Here is an 18,213-nt window from a genome sequence, read left to right on the forward strand (position 1 = left end):
GTCATGTTCGTTGCGATTCGCCAGGTTGGCACGGATTCTCCCGTCAGTTCGCGCGACATTTTCTTAGCCATCGCCCAGTGGATCATCGTCCGGGATCTCTGAGGCAGGGCTTCGTAGTCGGATCCGGCACCCCATCCCGCTGGCGGCGAAGGTGCTCCCAGCCCGTCACTCCTTGCGGCTGTACGAGGTATGCGACCTCCAGGCCCGCACGTATGCGGCACTGGGCGAGTGGACAGCCGCGGCGACAGCCCTGCGGGCTGCCCATCACACGCCACGATCCAGAACTCGCAGCCGTAACCGCTGCACTGGCTGATTCCTACGAGGCCAGGCAATGACAGGCGTCCGGACTGCGGAACGCCTCCGTCACCGGGCCCCCTGGGCCCCCTGCGACCGCTGGACAGCGAGGGCCACCAGCGCCTCCACCATCAGGTCGATGACGCTCTCGAACGACTGGTCCCGGCGTCGCGCGCTGACCAGCAGCCCCTCGAAGAGCACGTGCATCGTCTCGACGATCGGGCCGGCATCCGTTCCCTCGGGCAATGTGTCCTCGACGAGCGCCAGCAGATGGGCGTCCAGCATCTTCTGCGACTGCTCGTAGAACTCCGCCAGGGCCGGCGACGCGGCGAGGCGCTCGTAGCCCTCGCGGTGCAGGGCCCGGTGGGGCTCCATGTCCGCCAGGAACTTCACCAGCACCTTGCGCGAGTCCCCGGCCACCACCGGATCGCTCTCGATACGGGCCATCTCCCCCTCGACGAGGGACTTCAGGGCGGCCGCGAACAGGTCGTCCTTGGTCGGGAAGTACCAGTGCACCGCGGCCGGCACGACCCCGACGCCGCGGGCGATCTGGGCGACGCTCGTTCCGCGGTAGCCGCGGTCGAGGAACAGCTCGAGGGCCTTGGCCACGATCTCGGCCTGGCGCTCTTCCTTGGGGATGTTCTGGCGATTCTTCGGCATGGTCCGGCAATTCTACGGGTCATCGGGCGTCCCTCTTGACTATAGACCAAGAGATCTCTTAACTATCGACCAAGAGATCCGGAGCGGGCGTCAGCGGCCCGTTCCCCCGACACCGGCCGACCGGCCGGCCCGCGCCCCAGCGGCGCACACACGGAGGTGCGGAATGCGCTTGTACAGCACTGACCAGGGCATCGCCCGCGAGGACGAGCCCGGGGAGCTCGCATTTCTCGATCTGCCCTTCCCCGACCTTGGCGAGCTGCTGCGCTCCGAAGGTGACCTCGAGAGCGTCCGCACGGCCCCGGCGACCGGGCGCAAGGCGCTGGCGGACGTCGCCGTCCGCGCCCCGGTGGCCCGGCCCGGCAAGGTGATCGTCGTCGGCCTCAACTTCGCCAGCCACGCCGACGAGACCCGCGAGGCCCTCAAGGCCATGGGCCGCGAACTCAAGCTGCCCACAACCGCGCCGTTCCACCTCGCCGCCGGCTCGTCCGTCATCGGCCCCGGGCAGCCGATCGTGCTGCCCGCGGCCGCGCCCGAGCAGGTCGACTACGAGGGCGAGGTCGCCGCCGTGATCGGCACCCGGGCCACGGACGTCGCCCCGGCGAACGCCTGGCGCCACCTCGCGGGCCTGACCGTCGTCAACGACGTGTCGGCCCGGGACATCCAGATGCGGTCCATGGGCGGCGCCGATCCGGCCGCCTCCGTGGGGCTCTCCAAGAGCCTGGACACCTTCAAGCCGCTGGGACCGTGCCTGGTGACGGCCGACGAGTTCAGCGAGCCGCTCGACCTGGGCATCCGGACCCGGGTCAACGGGGACCTCCGCCAGGACGACCGTACGACCGGCTTTCTGCACCCCGTCTCCGAGCTGGTCTCCCGCGTCTCGCACTGGATGACCCTCGAACCCGGCGATGTGCTCTGCCTGGGCTCCCCCCGGGGCGCCGGGGCCTTCTCCGGACAGTTCCTCGCCCCCGGCGACACCGTCGAGATCACCGTCGAGCGGATCGGCAGCCTGCGCAACACCGTGCAGGGCTGACGTAGCACCGCCACCCCACCCAGGCCCCACGACCCGCTACTCATAACGACCCGCTACTTACCGGAAGACCAAGCTCGTGGCAACAGCGCTCCACCGCATCGGCCGTTTCTCACTGGCGCATCGCCGCCTCGTCATCGCCCTCTGGATGGCGGTCCTCGCCGCCGTCGTAGCGTCGGCCGTCTCCTTCGGCGGCTCGACGACCAACTCGATCACCGTGCCCGGGACGCAGTCCCAGGAAGCCATCGACGAACTGCAGCAGGACTTCCCCGAGAGCCATGTGGGTTCCGCCCAGGCGCGCGTGGTCTTCCAGGCGCCCGAAGGGCACCGGGTGACCGAGCGCCCGTACGCCCAGGCCATCCGCGAGGCGGTCGACGAACTCGGCAGGGGCCACGACGTGGCCGCCGCCACCGACCCCTTCGACCGCGCCGCCCCGGGCGTGTCGAAGAACGGCCTGGTGGCCCTCTCCCAGGTTCAGTACGAGGTGGCGTCGGCCGAGCTCGAGGAGCCGGACCGGGAGGCGGTGCACGACGCCGCCGGGATCGCCGAGCGGGCCGGGCTCACCGTCAAGGCCGGAGGCGACGCGATGTCCGCGCCGCCCGAGGTCGGCAGCACCGAGGTCATCGGTGTCGTCGTGGCCCTGATCGTGCTGATCATCACCTTCACCTCCCTCGTCGCCGCGGGCATGAACCTCCTCATAGCCCTGATCTCGGTGGGGATCAGCTACACCGCGATCCTCGCCCTCACCGGCAGTGTCGAACTCACCTTCACCGCTCCGATCCTGGCCCTGATGCTGGGCCTCGCCGTCAGCATCGACTACACCCTCTTCATCGTGTCCCGGCACCGCCACGAGCTGGCGGACGGCCGGACGGTCCAGGAGGCCGCCGCACGGGCGGTCGGTACGGCCGGCAGCGCGGTCGTCTTCGCCGGTGCTACCGTGATCATCGCGCTGTGCGGGCTGGCCGTCACCGGCATGCCCATGCTGATCGCCATGGGTCTTTGCGCCGCCGGCGCCGTCGCGATCGCCGTCCTCGTCTCCCTCACCCTGGTGCCCGCCCTGCTCGGGGTCGTGGGGAACCGTGTCACGGCGCGGGCGGTGCAGCGCCGCCCGGACGGCGCGGAGGAGGGCGGCGAGCGGTCCATGGGCCGGGTCTGGGCCCGGCTGGTCACCCGCCGGCCCAGGACGTTCATCCTCGTGGCGCTCGCGGTGATCGGCGTCCTCGCCGTCCCGGTCAAGGATTTCGACACCGCGCTGCCCAGCGACGGCACCCGGCCCGTCGGCACCGAACTCCGCGACTCCTACGACCTGATCAGCGACCACTTCGGTCCGGGTCTGAACGGTCAACTCGTCGTCGCCGTCCAGGGCGACGGGGCCGGTGCCGCGGCCCGTGCGGTCGCGAAGGAGGCGGCCGGGCTGACGTCCGTCGCGGCTGTCACCGAGCCGGTGGCCAACCGGGCCGGCGATGTGGCCCTGCTGACGGTCGTTCCCGGGACCGGGCCCACCAGCGCCGCCACCCAGGATCTGGTGCAGGACATCCGCGACCGGTCCGAGGGCTGGACGGGGAAGAGCGGAGCCGAGGTGAAGGTCACCGGGGTGACGGCGCTGTCGCTCGACACCGACGACAAGCTCGGCGCCGCGCTGCCGCCGTATCTGCTTCTCATCATGGGGCTTTCGCTGATCCTGCTGGTCATGGTGTTCCGGTCGGTCACCGTCGCGCTCAAGGCCGCATTCGGCTTCCTGCTCAGCGTCGCCGCCACCTTCGGCGCCACGGTGGCCGTCTTCCAATGGGGATGGCTCTCCGAGGTGTTCGGCATCGAGCAGACCGCGCCGCTGTTCAGCATCCTCCCCATCCTGCTGATCGGCGTCCTGTTCGGTCTCGCCATGGACTACGAGGTGTTCCTGGTGTCCCGGATGCGCGAGGAGCACGTCCACGGGCGCCCGCCCAAGGAGGCGGTGGTGAACGGATTCGCCTACAGCGCCCGGGTGGTGACCGCCGCCGCGATCATCATGATCGCCGTGTTCGCCGGCTTCGTCTTCTCCCACGACAACACCATCAAGTCCCTGGGGTTCTGCCTGGCCTTCGGGGTGCTGATCGACGCGTTTGTCGTGCGGATGACCGTCGTGCCCGCCGTGATGGCGCTGCTCGGGCGGGCCGCCTGGTGGCTGCCGCGCGCGCTGGACCGGGTGCTGCCGCGGCTCGATGTGGAGGGCGAGTCGCTGGACCGTACGCCGGCCCGCACGGCCGAGCCGGTCCCCTAGACGCTCGGACGGCGCGACGGGCTCGCGATGGTGAGCACCGGACCCGGCCTCGTCGGTGACGGACGGTCACGGCGTGGACGGTGACGGTGCTCGCCATCGTTCGTCCGCATCGGGTTCGGAGGTCACCGACCCTGCCGGGCGGTGGTCATGGACCCCATGAGCAGGACCGCGCGTCGCCTGCTCAACCCCCGCCCAGGATTGCCATCAGGCGGTTGCGGCGGCCTACTACAACGCTCGGCGGCGGTGTACGGCGGTCCAGCGCCCGGAGCACCGTCGCGACGACCTGCTGCGTGGACTGGCGTTTGGATCCGCCGTCCGCGGCATCGGTGCCGACGACGTCGAAGAACTCGGTGTCGGTCGCACCGGGAGACAGCGCGAGTACGCGCAGACCGGTGCCGCGGGATTCGTACCACAGGGCCTCGGTGAAGCTCAGCACGAACGCCTTGGCAGCCCCGTGGACGGCCATGTTGGCGACGGGGAGATACGCGGCCATGCTCGCGACATTGACCACCACCCCATGGCCGGCGGTCCGCAGCGGCCCGATGAACGCCCGGGTGATGTCGACCACGCTCGCGACGTCGACGCGGATCTCCTCCCGCAGCCGGTCCGGGTCCTCCGTGTGGAACGGGCCGAAGGTGCCGAAGCCGGCGTTGTTCACGTCGCTCGTCACGCTCAGGCCGCGCCGGGCCACCTCTTCGGCGAGGGCACGCCCCGGGGCGGGCACGGGAGGGCTGTCCCCCGGACGCCGTGGGCGGCGGCGACTTCGGCGGCCAGCTTCTCGAGCCGTTCCCGGCGGCGGGCGACGAGGACGACATCCGAGCCGCGCTGGGCGATCCGGCGGGCGAACTCCGCGCCGATCCCCGCCATGTCCCAGCTACGGGCCAGGGCGCTCGTCGCCTGCGCCCTGGCCTGCACCGAAGTCGCCACGGAGAGCTGGGTCCGCAGCGGGGGTGCGGTCGACATGGAGCGGGCCTTCGGCTAGGCGATCGCCGCGGTCCGCGGATAGGGCGCCGCATTTCCGCGGTCGGATCCCCCCGGCGCCCAGCGGCTCGGTACGGGCGCGCCCGCACCGGCCATCTCCTCCACCGCCCCTCACGTCGCGCCGTCCGCCGCTGGGGCGTTGAGTGGCCGGGCGGCCAGGTGGGCGAGCGCGGACCGGTGAAACGCCTCCGGCTGCTCCCACTGCGGCCAGTGGCCGGCGCCGGAGATCAGCTCGAACCGGCCGCCGGGGATCTTCGCGGCCATCTCCCGTCCCGCCGAAGCGGGGCCCGACGGATCGTCGGAGGTCCAGATCACCAGGGCGCCCCGGGGCACTGCGGCGAGTTCGGCGTCCGTGATGAGGTTCCGCAGCCGTACCGCCGGGTCCTGCAGGCACATGATGTGGCGCATCGACGCGGCGAAGCCCGGCCGGGCGTACAAGGCCCGCCGCACTTCGACGAGTTCGTCCGTCACGGACGCGGGGTCCGCCATGAGCCAGGCGAGCCGGGAGCGGATGAGTTCGGGGGTCGGCCGGTCGACGGCGAGGAAGGACAACGCGCGGATCGTCCGCATCACCTCCGGATCGGCCATCGTGCCGCCGGGAGTGTTGAGGACAAGCGTCCCCGTGCGGTCCGGGTGCGAGGCGGCGAACTTGACGGCGATCCAGCCGCCCAGCGACTCCCCGCTGAGATGGGCGCGGCCGATGCCGAGGACGTCCAGCAGTTCGCGCAGATGCCCGACGTAGGCGTCGGTCTCCAGGTCCGTGAGGGCGTGGCTGGTGTAGCCGTGGCCGGGCAGGTCGTACGCGACGACCCGGTGGTGCCGGGCCAGTTCGCGGATGTTCCGGGCGTACGCCTCGAGGTGCCCGCCGGTGCCGTGCAGCAGCACGAGCGGTTCGCCCTCCCCGGCCTCCAGGACCCGGGTGTGCCAGGACCCGACGGGGACGCGGCGGCTCGTCAGGCCGGTGAGGGACGCGGCGATGGACGGCCGGCCGGTCACGCGACCACCGGGGCCGGGGCCGTCGCCGCCGTCGCGGCCGCCGTCTCGAGCGCGTGCGTGACCTCGTGGGTCGTGGCGATCTCGCCGAAGAGCCTGAGGGAGGCGATGGACGCCTCGTGGGCGGCTTCGTCGGTGGTGGAGCAGGCGTCGCTCACCACGACGGTGCGGTAGCCGAGGTCGCAGGCGGAGCGCGCGTTGCTCTCCACCGATCCGTTGGTCGCGACGCCGGCGAGGACCACGGTGGTGATCCCGCGGCCCCGCAGTACGGCGTCCAGCGGGGTCGCGACGAAGCCGGAGACCCGCTGGTGGGTGATGACCGGATCCTCTTCCCGGGGGGCGAGTTCGGGCACGATCGCGGCCTCCGGGCTCCCATCGGTCAGCCGCTTGTTGCGCTGGACCAGATCCAGGAGCGGGGCGTTGGCCACCATGTCGGTGTAGCCGGGCCGCCAGGCGATGCGGGTGTGGACGACGAGGGCGCCGCTCGAGCGTGCGGCGTCGGCGAGGGCGGCGATGTGCCCGACGACGTCGCGTACGGCCGCCTGCTCGGCGAAGAGGGAGGAGAAGGCTCCGCCTTCGCTGACGATGTCGCGCTGCATGTGCACCGCGACCAGGGCGGTGCGACGGGGATGGAGGTGCATGGTGCGTTCCTTCTGTGACCGGTGTCGTCGGACAGGGAGGGCTCAGCGCACGGCGGTCGCCGCATGCCGAGGGAGCGCCGTGGTGACGGCGAAGCCCGCGATCCACTCCGGGATGGGGCGGTAGTAGCTGGCGGTCACCGCGTAGGGGCCCTGGGCGGACAGTGCGGCGTAGGCGGCGATCCAGGTGCGGACCTCGTGCGCGGAACTGCCCGCCTGTTCCGTCATCCGGTCGTTGCTCCAGGCGTCGAGCCGCCGCAGGTCGCCGGAGGTCAGCACGGAGAGCAGGGCGCGGTCCCACTGGGGGTTCAGCGGACGCATCACGGGCCGGCCGGCGGCGAACTCCCGCGCGGCGAGCCGCGCCTTGCGCTCGCGGTCGGCGCGCTGGTCGGCGGGGAGGTCGCCGCCGGCGACGATGCGTTCGGCCACCTGCTCGTCCGCGCCGTCGAGCCGGGGCATGGGCGGGTCGTGCGACAGCCCGCCCGACGCGACGAGCAGGACGCGGCGACCGGTCGCCTCCGCCGCGCCGCCCAGTGCCTCGCCGAGCCGGCGGATCCGGGACAGCGGGCAGAGGGGGGTGGCGATCGCGTTGATGAATACCGGTACGACGGGGATGGAGTCGATCGATCCGAAGAGGATCTGCAGGGGCTGGGTGAAGCCGTGGTCGACGTCCATGCGCTCGGACAGCGCGATGTCGACCCCGTCCGCCAGCACCCGTTCGGTGAGGGCGCGGGCGGCCTCGCGGTCGACCGACAGCGGTCCCGCCGGGGTGTCGTAGTCGCCGATGGAGCGGGCGGCGGCGCCGATGCAGAACGGCGGCATCAGGCGGTAGAACATGCCGTTGTAGTGGTCGGGCGAGAAGACGATCACGAGGTCGGGGGCGAATCCGGCGGCGAAACGGCGCGCGCCGTCGAAGGCCCACCCCACCTCCTCCACGATGTGCTCGGCCGGCCGGTGGCTGGTGAGCAGCGGTGAGTGCGACATCGCGATCAGCGCGAGGGGCATGGGGTTCCTTTTCCGGCGGCTACCAGCGCGCCGACAGCAGCCAGTCGTACGGGAGATCGGCCGTTCCGGGCGGTGCCTCGTCCCGCGCGAGGGCGGCGAAGGCGCCGCGCGCGTACAGCAGCGGCTCGCCGTCCCCGGTGGCCAGGTCCCGCACCCGGCCGACGACGATGGAGTGGTCGCCTCCGGCATGCGTGACGTCCAGGTCGCATTCGATACGGGCGAGGGCACCCGTGATTCGCGGGATGCCGTGCCGGCCCGGTGAGGTGGGGAGGCCGGCGAACCGGTCCGCCCCCGGGCGGGCGAACACCGCGGCCACATCACGCTGGTGAGCGGCCAGCACGTTGACGGTGAAGCCGGGAGCCCGCTCCAGGGCCCGCTGCACGGGGCGTCCGGTGCCGACGCACACCAGCACCAGCGGCGGGTCGAGGGAGAGCGAGCAGAACGCGCTGACGGTGCAGCCGGCCGGTTCCCCCGCGGGCCCGAGCGTGGTGATGACCGTGACACCGGTGGCGAAGTGCCCCATGGCGTAGCGCATGAGGCCCGGGGCGACCGCCGTGGACTCCACGTGCTCACTCCCCGTCCGGGCCGGCTGGCCCCCGGACCGCGGCGACGGCCGCCGCGGGGTCGCCCGCCAGCTCCAGGGCCCGGTCGACGAGGCGGAAGGCGGCATCCTTGTCGTGGGTCAGGTAGTTGCCGGCGAACAGGCGCACCGGATCGCCGGCGTAGTAGCGCTCGTACTGCAGCGCGCGCTGGCCGAAGGCGTCGCCGCACAGGTCCCAGGCAAGTTTGTAGAGCCGTATCCGGTCGACCGACCGCAGGCCGTCCGCGCCCTGGTAATAGCGCTCGATGTCCGGGCCGACGGGGCCGGTGAAGTCCTCGGCCGACGGCATCATCAGCAGGCCGCCGGCGCCCAGGGTCTGCAGGGTCTGCACCAGTGCCGGGTAGGCGGTGGACAGATGCATGCGCAGCGTCTGCATGGGTGCGAAGCGGGGGCGTACGGCTCCGGTGCCGGAGCGCTCGTACTCGCTCTCGGCCGCGACGATCAGCGACCGGCAGATCTCGGTGGCCGCGACGGCCTCGCCGAGCTTCTGTTGGACGTGCAGGAAGCCGTCGATCCCGACCGCCTGGGCCAGGCGCATCATGAGGCCGGTGATGAACCGCATCTTCACCAGGCCGCGGACACCGGTCTGGTGGGCGGTGTGCTGGCGCACGTTCGTCTCGGCGTAGAGGGCGTTGGCCAGTTCCACGTCGCCGTGCAGGAAGACCCGGTCCCAGGGCACCAGCGCATCGTCGAAGACCACCAGGCAGTCGGCCTCCTCGAAGTGCGCGGAGAGGGGGTGGTCGAAGGTGTTGCGGGTGCCGTCGTCGAAAGGCTGGCGGCTGATCAGCCGCAGCCCGGGGGTGTCGATGGGGAGCGCGAAGACGGCCGCGTGGCGCTCCTGGCCCGGCTTCAGGCCGGGCAGGCTGTAGATCAGCAGTTCGTCGGCCATCGGCGCCAGGGTCGCGAGCATCCGCGCCCCGCGGAGGACGAGCCCGTCCGCGGTCTCCTCGACGACGCCCATGTGCAGGTACGCGTCGCCCTGTTCACCGGACGGCCTGCTGCGGTCGTTCTGCGGTGTGACCAGCGCGTGTGTCAGGAAGAGGTCGTTGTCGCGGACGTACTCCAGATACCGCTGCACGTTGTCGGCGTAGCGGTCGCCGAGCCGCGCGAAGACGCCGGGTTCGTCGGCGAAGGCCATGACGGTGGTGTTGAGGAAGTCCGGGGAGCGGCCGAGCAGCCCGAGCGTGGCCTCCGACCAGAGGTGGAAGGCGCGGCGGCGGGCGACCAGGTCCTCGTACGACCTCGGGGGCACGAAGGAGATCCCCACCGGCCCCCGGGGCCCGGGCCGGGTGAGTGTGCCGGCGTACGCGGGGTCGTGCTGCATGTCGTAGAGGCGCGCGATCTGCTCGATGGGGCGGCGCAGTGCGGGATGGCGGGTGACGTCGGCGACGCGTTCTCCGCGAATCCACACCTCGCGGGGGGTCTTCTGCAGGCGCTCGATGTACTGCGCCCCGGTCCGTACAGTCATGCGGTTCCTCGGGGGAGACGTGGGTGCGGGTTCTCCTGCCGGTGACCGCGCCGGGGTGCGAAGAGTGCGGCGCCCCTGCACTGAATGTCACCGGCAGCTTCTCTCTTATCTGTCAGCCAAGAGAACTCTAGGTGCGCTCTTAAATAGCAGTCAAGAGATCTGCCCCGACTCCTCTTGACTGCAAGTTAAGAGCCTGCCTAGAGTTCTCTTGACCGATAGACAAGAGAGTGGAGGAGGTCGCCATGGCATCCCCGGTCAAGCTCGCGCATGTCGTGCTGAGGACCAGCCGGCCCAAGGAGATGTGCGACTGGTACATCGAGGCCCTGGAGGGCCGGGTCGCGTTCGCCAACGAGTCGATGGCGTTCATGACCTACGACGACGAGCACCACCGCCTCGCCTTCGTGGAGACCGGCGCCTCCGAACGGCCCGACGACCGCCACACCGGCCTGCACCACATCGCGTTCACCTACGCGTCGCTGCGCAACCTGCTCGACAACTACCGGCGTCTCGCCGTCCTCGGCGTCGAGCCGTTCTGGTGCGTGAACCACGGCGGCACGACATCGATGTACTACGCCGACCCCGACGGGAACTCGGTCGAGCTGCAGATCGACAACTTCGACACCGTCGCCGAGGTGGACGCCTTCCTGACGTCCGGCGTGTTCGAGGAGAACCCGATCGGCACCAACTTCGACCCCGAGGAACTGCTCGCCCGGCTGGACGCCGGCGAGGAGGCGCGCGCCCTGGTGAGGCCCTCGTGAGCCCGTACACCGCGCCCGTCGTCATCATCGGCGCGGGGCCCGTCGGGCTCGCCACCGCGCTGGTCCTCGGCCGCCACGGGGTGGCCAGCGTCGTCGTGGAACAGCACGAGGGCATCAACCCGCACCCCCGCGCCCACGTCGTCAACACCCGCTCGATGGAACTGCTGCGGCAGTGGGGCATCAGCGAGGCGGTCCAGGACGACGCCGTCGATCCCCAGCGGATGCTCAACATCCTCTGGAAGGACACCCTGGCCGGCGAGGAGTTCGGCCGGGTCAGCCTGACCGACGCGGCGGAGGAGGAGATCCTGCACCGCCTGGCGGCGTCACCGGTCATGGCCGCGTCCTGCGCGCAGGACCGCGTACAGCAGCACCTGCTGGACGCCGTCATGGCGCAGGGGCTCACCGATGTGCGCTTCGCGACCCGGGCCACGGAGGTCGAGCAGCACACCGACGGCGTCCGGGTCACCGTGGAGGACGCCGCGGGGCGGCGCGGCATGCACGCGCAGTACCTGGTCGCCGCGGACGGCGCCCACAGCCGTACCCGCGAACAGGCCGGGGTGCGGTGGACCGGCGGGCGCACGATCAGCCAGCAGATCAACATCTACTTCCACGCCGACCTCTCCCCCTGGACCGAGGAGTCTCCGGCCGCCATCGTCTGGACGGTCAACAGCAAGGCCGGCGGCGTCTTCATCTCCATGGACGGCGAGCGCCGGTGGACGTTCAACCGGAACGTCGACCTCGCGGTGGAATCCCTCGCCGACTACTCGCCGCAGCGGTGCGCCGACCTGCTGCGCGCCGCCTCGGGCATCGCCGACCTGGAACCCGAAGTGCGCGCAGTGGGGCCCTGGGTGCTCTCCACCCAGGCCGCCGACCGCTACCGGAACGGAAGGATCATGCTCGTCGGCGACGCCGCCCACTGCTTCCCCCCGACCGGCGGATTCGGCATGAACACCGGCCTGGCCGACGCGGACAACCTGGGCTGGAAGCTGGCCGCGGTGATCAACGGATGGGCGCCGGTACGGCTGCTGGACACCTACGAGACCGAGCGCAGGCCGGTGGCCCTCAGCAACGCCGAGCACAGCGTGAGCAACGCCCTCCGCCTCGCGGAGACCGGTCTCGGCCCGGCCGGCGCCGAGGTCGTCGCCCGGCTGGAGAGCGACCACGCACCCACCCGCGCGGCCGAGCGCGAGCGGCTGGGCTCGGCCATCCCCGCGCAGCGCCGCCACTTCGACGCCCTGAACCAGGAGATCGGCTACAGCTACGAGCACAGCCCCCTGGTCACCGGTGACGGCACGCCCGCGCCCCGGGGCGCCGACCCCGCCCGCGATTACACGCCCTCGGCCCGGCCCGGCTCCCGGCTGGCGCACGCCTGGATCGAGCACCGCGGAACGCCGGCTTCGACGCTGGACCTCCTCGGCCCGGGCTTCACCCTGCTGACCGGTCCCGACGGGGACCCCTGGGTGCGCGTACTGGAGAAGTGCCGCAGTGCCGTACCCGCCCGCGCCCTGGTCATCGGCGACGACATCGCCGACCCCACGGGGGCGTGCCTTCCGCTGTTCGGCATCGGCTCCGACGGCGCGGTCCTGGTCCGCCCCGACGGCCATGTCGCATGGCGCGCGGCGGGCCTCGACGACTCGACCGTGACCGACCTCGTCGCGGCCCTGGCAGTCGCCACCGGACACACCCCGCCCCAAGGCCCCGCGCAGACCGTCGGCCTCTAGGAACCGAGCCTCACCCGACCCCGATTGGACGACGATGACGAGCACCATCCCGTCGCGGAACGTGTCGTTGCAGGACCGCTTCACCCGGCCCGAAGGCCGCGTCCACCTCTCCGGCGTGCAGGCGCTGGTGCGGCTGATCCTCGACCAGCGGACCGCCGACGAGCGCAACGGTCTGCGGACGGCCGCGCTCGTGTCCGGCTACCAGGGATCCCCACTGGGCACCTTCGACACCGAGTTCGCACGGCAGCGGGCGCTGGCCGACCGGCACGGCATCGTGCTGCGCCCGGGCGTCAACGAGGAGCTGGCCGCAACGGCCGTCTGGGGCTCCCAGCTCACCGACCGCCTCCCCGGCAGCCGCTACGACGGGGTGCTGGGCGTCTGGTACGGGAAGTCACCGGGCGTCGACCGGGCCTCGGACGCCATCCGGCACGGCAACCACATCGGTACCAGCCCCACCGGCGGGGTGCTGGCGCTGACCGGGGACGATCCGACGTGCAAGTCGTCCAGCATCCCCGGGGCGTCCGAGTCGCTGCTGGCCGCCCTGCAGGTTCCGGTGCTCTACCCCGGCAACGTCCAGGAGATCCTGGACCTCGGCCGGCACGCCGTCGCCTGCTCGCGGGCCTCGGGCCTGTGGGCGGCGCTGAAGGTGGTCACCAAGGTCGCGGACTCCAACGGCACCGCCGACGTGGGCCTCGACTGGGCCGAACCGAGGATCCCCACCCGGGAGTGGGAGGGCACGGCGTACCGCCATGTCCCCACCTCCTACTTCGCCGGTCTCGCGCAGGAGCGCACCCTCGATCTGCGTCTGGAGCTCGCCCGGGACTACGCCCGGCTGAACCGGCTCAACACCATCACCCAGAACCCGCCAGGCGCGAAACTCGGCGTGATCGCGGGCGGCACCGCGTACCACGACCTGCGGCAGGCCATCGGCGATCTCGGCATCACCGAACTCCCGCTGCGCATCCTCAAGATCGGCATGCTCTACCCGCTCGAGCAGGACACCGTCCGGGAGTTCGCGAAGGGACTGGACGAGGTCCTGGTGCTCGAGGACAAGGGGCCGTTCCTGGAGCGGCTGGTCAAGGACGCGCTCTACGGCATCTCCGCACCCCCGGTCGTCACCGGCAAGCGCGACGCCACCGGAGCCGAACTGCTGCCCGCCAGCGGGGCGCTGGAGGTCGAGTCGATCACCCGGGGGCTCGGCGCCCGCGTGCTGGCCCACCACGACCACGGCGGGGTCCGGGACCGGCTGGGCCGGCTCGACCGGGTGGCGGGGCGGAGCCTGCCGCTGATCATGCAGCGCACCCCGCACTTCTGCTCCGGCTGCCCGCACAACCTCTCCACCCGGGCGCCCGACGACACCCTCGTCGGGGCCGGCATCGGCTGCCATGTGATGGTGCTAGCCAACCCCGAGGGCCGGGGGAACATCACCGGTGCGACCCAGATGGGCGGCGAGGGCGCGCAGTGGATCGGTATCGAACCGTTCCTGGAGAACCGCCACTTCCTGCAGAACATCGGGGACGGCACCTTCCACCACTCCGGCTCCATGGCGATCCGAGCCGCGGTCGCCGCCGGGGTGAACATCACGTACAAGCTGCTCTACAACGACGCCGTAGCCATGACGGGCGGTCAGCAGATCGAGGGCCGGCTCTCGGTGCCCGAGCTCACCCGGATGCTCGAGGCGGAGGGCGTCCGGAAGATCGTCATCACCGCCGAGGACCCCCGCCGCTACCGCGGCGTCCGGCTGGCGCGGATCGCCGAGGTCCGGCCGCGGCTCGAACTGGAGCGGACCCAGGCCGAACTGGCCGAGATTCCGGGCGTGACGGTGCTGATCCACGACCAGCTGTGCGCCATCGAGAAGCGCCGCGCCCGCAAGCGCGGCACCCTGCCCGACCCGCCGCAGCGCGTGCTCATCAGTGAACGCGTCTGCGAGGGCTGCGGCGACTGCGGGGAGAAGTCCAACTGCCTGTCGGTCGAGCCCGTGCCGACCGAGTTCGGCCGCAAGACCCGGATCCACCAGGGCTCCTGCAACAAGGACTTCACCTGCCTCGAGGGCGACTGCCCGCCCTTCCTCACGGTGGTCCCGCCCCCGTCCGCCGCGGAGGCCCGTCCCGGAGCGCCGGAGCTGCCCGACACCGACCTGCCGGACCCCACCCCCTGCGTGCCCGCCGACGACGTCCGCATCCGCATGGTCGGGGTCGGCGGTACGGGCGTGGTGACGGTCAATCAGGTCCTGGCGGTGGCCGCGATGATCGACGGCCGCCACACCAGCGGCCTCGACCAGACGGGCCTGGCGCAGAAGGGCGGACCCGTCGTCTCCGACGTACGGATCTCCACCCGGCCCCTCGAGGGCGGCGTCACCGCTCCGCAGACCAGCGCGCACGTGCTGCTCGGATTCGACCTGCTCGGCGCCGCCGCGGCGCACAACCTGGCGGTCGCCGACCCCGACCGCACCGTCGCCGTCGTCTGCTCCGACATCACCCCGACCGGGCGGATGGCCACGGACGTGTCCACCGCCGCACCGGACGCCGGGGCGGCGCTGGCCGCGGTCGACTCGGCCACCCGCCGGAAGCTGAACGTCCACTGCCGCGCGCGGGCGCTCGCCGAGGCCCTGTTCGGGGACCACATGCCGGCCAACGTCATCATGCTGGGCGCGGCCTGGCAGCGCGGGGCGATCCCGGTGTCCCTGGACGCCCTGCGCGAAGCGTTCGAACTCAACGCGGTGGCGGTCGAGCAGAACCTGGCCGCGTTCGCCTGGGGACGGGCCTGTGTCGCGGCACCGGATCAGGTGGAGGACCGACTCCGGCGGGCGGCGCGGTCCGCCCCGCGCCGGCCCGGCCCCCGCGAGCGGGAGCTGATCGACGGCGTGACGGCAGACGAGGGCGAGCTGCGCCGCCTGCTGGAGATCCGGGTGCCCGACCTGGTGGCGTACCAGAACCTCGGCCGGGCCCGGCGCTACACCGAGGCCATCGCCGCCGTGCTGAGCGCCGAGTCGGAGCGCATCCCCGGCTCGACGAAGGTCACTGAGGCCGTCGCCACCTACCTCTACAAGCTGATGGCCTACAAAGACGAGTACGAGGTCGCGCGGCTGCAGCTGGAGACGCTGGCCTCACTGCCGCGCGGCACCCGGGCCGCGATCCATCTGCAGCCGCCGGTGCTGCGCGCCCTGGGGATGAAGCGGAAGATCAGGCTCGGTGGCTGGTTCACGCCGGTGCTGCACCTGCTGCGCGGCGGCCGCCGGCTGCGCGGCACACGGTTCGACCCGTTCGGGTACACCGTGGTGCGCCGCACCGAACGGGCCCTGCCCGAGGAGTACCTGGAACATGTGGGCGCCGCGCTGACGGTGCTCGGCCCCGAGAACCTCGCGACCGTGGTCGAACTCTGCGAAACCCCCGATCTCGTACGCGGCTACGAGCACATCAAGCTCGCCGGCGTCGACCGCTTCCGCGGCCGGGCCGCCGAACTCCGGGACGCCCTGCGGGAGACGGCCGCATGACACCCCCGCCCCGGGTCGCCTCGGCCGCCGACCTGCCCGCAATCGAAGCGGTACCGCTCGCCGAACGCGGCCTGCCCTCCAGCACGTACGAGCTCCTGGCCGGCGCGGCCGCCCGCCATCCCGACGCGCCCGCACTCCACATGCTGCGCGGCCGGGGCGCCCCCTGGCACGAGGCGGACAGCTGGACCTACGCGGAACTGCTGGCCCAGGTCCACCGCGCGGCGAACCTCTACCGCGCGCTCGGTCTGCCGGACGGCGGGACGGTGGGCATCCTGCTCCCCAACACCGGCCACACCTACGCTGCGTTCCTCGGCGCGCAGGCGGTCGGGGTCGCGGGCCCCGTCAACCCGGCCCTCGCCGAGGACGACATCGCGGAGATCCTGACGCTCACCGACGCCCGGATCCTGGTCGCGGCCGGACCGGAACTGGCCCCCGGGACATGGCGGAAGGCGGTGTCCGTCGCGGGCAGGCTGCCCCGGCTGCGCACCCTGCTGGCGGTGGGTGCCGGAGGCGCCGTACCGCCCGGGGACTTCCCTCCCGGCGTCGCCGTGGGGGACTTCGCCGCCCTGGCCGCGGCCCAGCCGGACGGCCCCCCGGCCGGTGTCCGGCCGCGCCGCTCCGACGACCTGGCGGCCTTCTTCCACACCGGCGGTACCACGGGCACGCCCAAGGTCGCCCCGCACACCCACGCGGCCGAGGTCTACGCCGCTTGGGCTCTGGGGCTGACCGGTCTCTACGCCGAGCCGTCGGTGATGCTCGGCGGACTGCCGCTGTTCCACGTCAACGGGGTGCACGCGACCGGCCTCGGCCCGTTCCTGCACGGCGCCTGCGTGGTGAGCCTCGGCCCGCTGGGCTACCGCGACAAGGGACTGATGGCCGACTTCTGGCGGATCGTCGCCGGATACCACGTCTCGGGCATGTCCGCGGTCCCCACCGTCTACGCCGCGCTGCCCGACATACCGCCCGGCCTCGACATCTCGAGCCTGCGCAGGGGCGCGGTGGGCGGCGGCCCGCTTCCGGCGGCGGTCGAGGCCGCGTTCGGACGCCGTACGGGGATCCGTCTGATGCAGGGCTACGGCCTCACGGAGGCCACGTGCATCACCACCTTCATGCCGCCCGGGGACGTCCGCGCCGGCTCGGTCGGACTGCGGCTCCCCTACCAGCAGGTCCGTGCCGTGCACCTGGACGAGGAGGAGCGGCCGACCGCCGTCTGCCCGCCGGGCGAACGCGGCATCCTGGCCGTCAAGGGCCCCGCCGTCTTCCCCGGCTACCTCAGGAAGGGACCGGACGGGCCCGCTCCCGACCCCGCTGGCACGGTCTTCGACGGCTGGCTGGTCACCGGGGACGTCGGGCACGTGGACGCCGACGGCTACGCCTACCTCACCGGGCGGGCCAAGGACCTGATCATCAGAGGCGGACACAACATCGACCCCGCACCCGTCGAGGACGGGCTGCTGGAGCCCCCCGATGTGACCGCGGCCGCGGTGGTCGCCCGCCCGGACGCGTACGCGGGCGAAGTGCCGGTCGCCTACGTCACGTTGCGCGCGGGGACACCGGCGGACACGGAGAGGCTGCTGGCCTGGGCGGCGGAGCGGGCACCGGAGCGGGCGGCCGCGCCCAAGGCCGTCCACGTCCTGGAGTCGCTGCCCGCCACGGTGATCGGCAAGGTCTCGAAACAGGCCCTGCGGCAGGACGCAGTACGCCGGGTGGTGGCCGCCGAGCTCGAGCGGGCGGCCGTGTCCGGGGACATCGAGGTCACCGAACGGGACGGACGGACGCTGGTGCGGATCGTCCTCGGCCCCGCCGAGCCGCATGTGGCCGACTCGGCGGTCCGGCAGCTGACCGATGCGCTGTCCCGGTACGCCTTCGCCCACGAACTGGCCGCCGGACACAACGCCAGCCGCCCACCCCCGGAACCGTCGCCCTCCGAACCCGCCCCGCCCGAACCGGCCCCGTCCGAACCGTCCTGACCCCACTTCACACACACAGAGAGAAGAGGCACATGACCGTCGAAGGCACCTGGGAGATCTCCATCGCCACCCCGATGGGCAAGCAGCAGGCCGTTCTGGAGCTGACGTCCGAGGACGGTGTGCTGCAGGGGCACGCCAAGGGGCAGACCGAGGACGTGGTCCTCGAGGACATCGTCCAGGACGGGAACCGGCTGACGTGGGCACAGAAGATCACCAAACCGATGCGGCTCACCCTCCACTTCGACGTCCTGGTGGACGGCGACGAGATGACGGGCACGTCCAAGGCCAGCGCCCTGCCCACGGCGAAGATCACCGGCCGTCGCATCTCCGCCTAGGAAACGGCC

15 protein-coding genes are annotated in these 18,213 nt (G+C 72.1%); 7 read left to right on the plus strand and 8 right to left on the minus strand.

The window, feature by feature from the left end; genetic code table 11:
• Positions 1-363: 363 nt before the first annotated feature.
• Complete coding sequence (locus ACIHCM_RS33120; RefSeq protein ID WP_399904243.1) at positions 364-954, minus strand: TetR/AcrR family transcriptional regulator; 591 nt, start codon at positions 952-954, stop codon at positions 364-366.
• Positions 955-1,123: 169 nt separating this feature from the next.
• On the opposite strand from ACIHCM_RS33120, the gene ACIHCM_RS33125 reads away from it, so the two are divergent.
• A complete protein-coding gene (locus ACIHCM_RS33125) occupies positions 1,124-1,984 on the plus strand; it encodes a fumarylacetoacetate hydrolase family protein (protein WP_399904246.1) in 861 nt (286 codons plus the stop codon).
• Positions 1,985-2,060: 76 nt separating this feature from the next.
• Positions 2,061-4,241: an MMPL family transporter gene (locus tag ACIHCM_RS33130; protein WP_399904249.1), complete on the plus strand. Its 2,181-nt coding sequence runs from the start codon at positions 2,061-2,063 to the stop codon at positions 4,239-4,241.
• A gap of 181 nt (positions 4,242-4,422) precedes the next feature.
• Here ACIHCM_RS33130 and ACIHCM_RS33135 read toward each other — a convergent pair whose 3' ends face one another.
• The 7 genes from ACIHCM_RS33135 to hpaB form a co-directional block, all read right to left on the minus strand.
• The gene (locus ACIHCM_RS33135) at positions 4,423-4,965 is read right to left on the minus strand and encodes an SDR family NAD(P)-dependent oxidoreductase (protein WP_399904252.1); all 543 of its coding nucleotides are present in this window, start codon (positions 4,963-4,965) and stop codon (positions 4,423-4,425) included.
• A complete protein-coding gene (locus ACIHCM_RS33140) occupies positions 4,914-5,204 on the minus strand; it encodes an SDR family NAD(P)-dependent oxidoreductase (protein ID WP_399904255.1) in 291 nt (96 codons plus the stop codon). Before ACIHCM_RS33140 ends, ACIHCM_RS33135 begins: the two co-directional genes overlap by 52 nt.
• Positions 5,205-5,333: 129 nt before the next feature.
• Positions 5,334-6,218, minus strand: coding sequence for an alpha/beta fold hydrolase (locus ACIHCM_RS33145; RefSeq protein WP_399904258.1), 885 nt, complete (start codon positions 6,216-6,218; stop codon positions 5,334-5,336).
• Complete coding sequence (locus ACIHCM_RS33150) at positions 6,215-6,856, minus strand: cysteine hydrolase family protein (protein WP_399904261.1); 642 nt, start codon at positions 6,854-6,856, stop codon at positions 6,215-6,217. Before ACIHCM_RS33150 ends, ACIHCM_RS33145 begins: the two co-directional genes overlap by 4 nt.
• A 42-nt stretch (positions 6,857-6,898) precedes the next feature.
• Entirely contained in the window at positions 6,899-7,858 is a 960-nt protein-coding gene (locus tag ACIHCM_RS33155) for a 3-carboxyethylcatechol 2,3-dioxygenase (protein WP_399904265.1), read from the minus strand.
• Between the two features lie 19 nt (positions 7,859-7,877).
• Positions 7,878-8,423 carry a flavin reductase family protein gene (locus tag ACIHCM_RS33160; protein ID WP_399904268.1) on the minus strand — a complete coding sequence of 182 codons (546 nt, stop codon included), beginning with the start codon at positions 8,421-8,423 and terminating at the stop codon, positions 7,878-7,880.
• A 4-nt stretch (positions 8,424-8,427) separates the two neighbouring features.
• Positions 8,428-9,927, minus strand: coding sequence for a 4-hydroxyphenylacetate 3-monooxygenase, oxygenase component (gene hpaB / locus ACIHCM_RS33165; protein WP_399904271.1), 1,500 nt, complete (start codon positions 9,925-9,927; stop codon positions 8,428-8,430).
• 242 nt (positions 9,928-10,169) lie between these two features.
• On the opposite strand from hpaB, the gene ACIHCM_RS33170 reads away from it, so the two are divergent.
• From ACIHCM_RS33170 to ACIHCM_RS33190, 5 genes are read left to right on the plus strand one after another with little or no spacing between them, the layout of a single operon-like run.
• Positions 10,170-10,685 carry a VOC family protein gene (locus ACIHCM_RS33170; RefSeq protein WP_399904274.1) on the plus strand — a complete coding sequence of 172 codons (516 nt, stop codon included), beginning with the start codon at positions 10,170-10,172 and terminating at the stop codon, positions 10,683-10,685.
• Entirely contained in the window at positions 10,682-12,406 is a 1,725-nt protein-coding gene (locus tag ACIHCM_RS33175; RefSeq protein ID WP_399904277.1) for an FAD-dependent monooxygenase, read from the plus strand. The genes ACIHCM_RS33170 and ACIHCM_RS33175 overlap by 4 nt, the downstream gene beginning before the upstream one ends.
• 34 nt (positions 12,407-12,440) lie before the next feature.
• The gene (locus ACIHCM_RS33180) at positions 12,441-15,899 is read left to right on the plus strand and encodes an indolepyruvate ferredoxin oxidoreductase family protein (RefSeq protein ID WP_399904280.1); all 3,459 of its coding nucleotides are present in this window, start codon (positions 12,441-12,443) and stop codon (positions 15,897-15,899) included.
• Positions 15,896-17,869 carry an acyl-CoA synthetase gene (locus ACIHCM_RS33185; RefSeq protein WP_399904283.1) on the plus strand — a complete coding sequence of 658 codons (1,974 nt, stop codon included), beginning with the start codon at positions 15,896-15,898 and terminating at the stop codon, positions 17,867-17,869. The genes ACIHCM_RS33180 and ACIHCM_RS33185 overlap by 4 nt, the downstream gene beginning before the upstream one ends.
• 32 nt (positions 17,870-17,901) lie before the next feature.
• Entirely contained in the window at positions 17,902-18,204 is a 303-nt protein-coding gene (locus ACIHCM_RS33190; RefSeq protein WP_399904287.1) for a hypothetical protein, read from the plus strand.
• The last annotated feature ends 9 nt before the right edge of the window (positions 18,205-18,213 follow it).

Origin of the sequence: Streptomyces sp. NPDC052023 (assembly GCF_044548465.1) — a bacterium.
Lineage (GTDB): Bacteria > Actinomycetota > Actinomycetes > Streptomycetales > Streptomycetaceae > Streptomyces.

Excerpts from the sequence above, each read along its gene's own strand:
- ACIHCM_RS33190 (WP_399904287.1), top strand. The coding sequence starts at position 17,902 with ATGACCGTCGAAGGCACCTGGGAGATCTCCATCGCCACCCCGATGGGC.
- ACIHCM_RS33170 (WP_399904274.1), top strand. The coding sequence starts at position 10,170 with ATGGCATCCCCGGTCAAGCTCGCGCATGTCGTGCTGAGGACCAGCCGG.
- ACIHCM_RS33155 (WP_399904265.1), bottom strand. The coding sequence starts at position 7,858 with ATGCCCCTCGCGCTGATCGCGATGTCGCACTCACCGCTGCTCACCAGC.
- ACIHCM_RS33180 (WP_399904280.1), top strand. The coding sequence starts at position 12,441 with ATGACGAGCACCATCCCGTCGCGGAACGTGTCGTTGCAGGACCGCTTC.
- ACIHCM_RS33120 (WP_399904243.1), bottom strand. The coding sequence starts at position 954 with ATGCCGAAGAATCGCCAGAACATCCCCAAGGAAGAGCGCCAGGCCGAG.
- ACIHCM_RS33185 (WP_399904283.1), top strand. The coding sequence starts at position 15,896 with ATGACACCCCCGCCCCGGGTCGCCTCGGCCGCCGACCTGCCCGCAATC.
- ACIHCM_RS33150 (WP_399904261.1), bottom strand. The coding sequence starts at position 6,856 with ATGCACCTCCATCCCCGTCGCACCGCCCTGGTCGCGGTGCACATGCAG.
- ACIHCM_RS33140 (WP_399904255.1), bottom strand. The coding sequence starts at position 5,204 with ATGTCGACCGCACCCCCGCTGCGGACCCAGCTCTCCGTGGCGACTTCG.
- hpaB (WP_399904271.1), bottom strand. The coding sequence starts at position 9,927 with ATGACTGTACGGACCGGGGCGCAGTACATCGAGCGCCTGCAGAAGACC.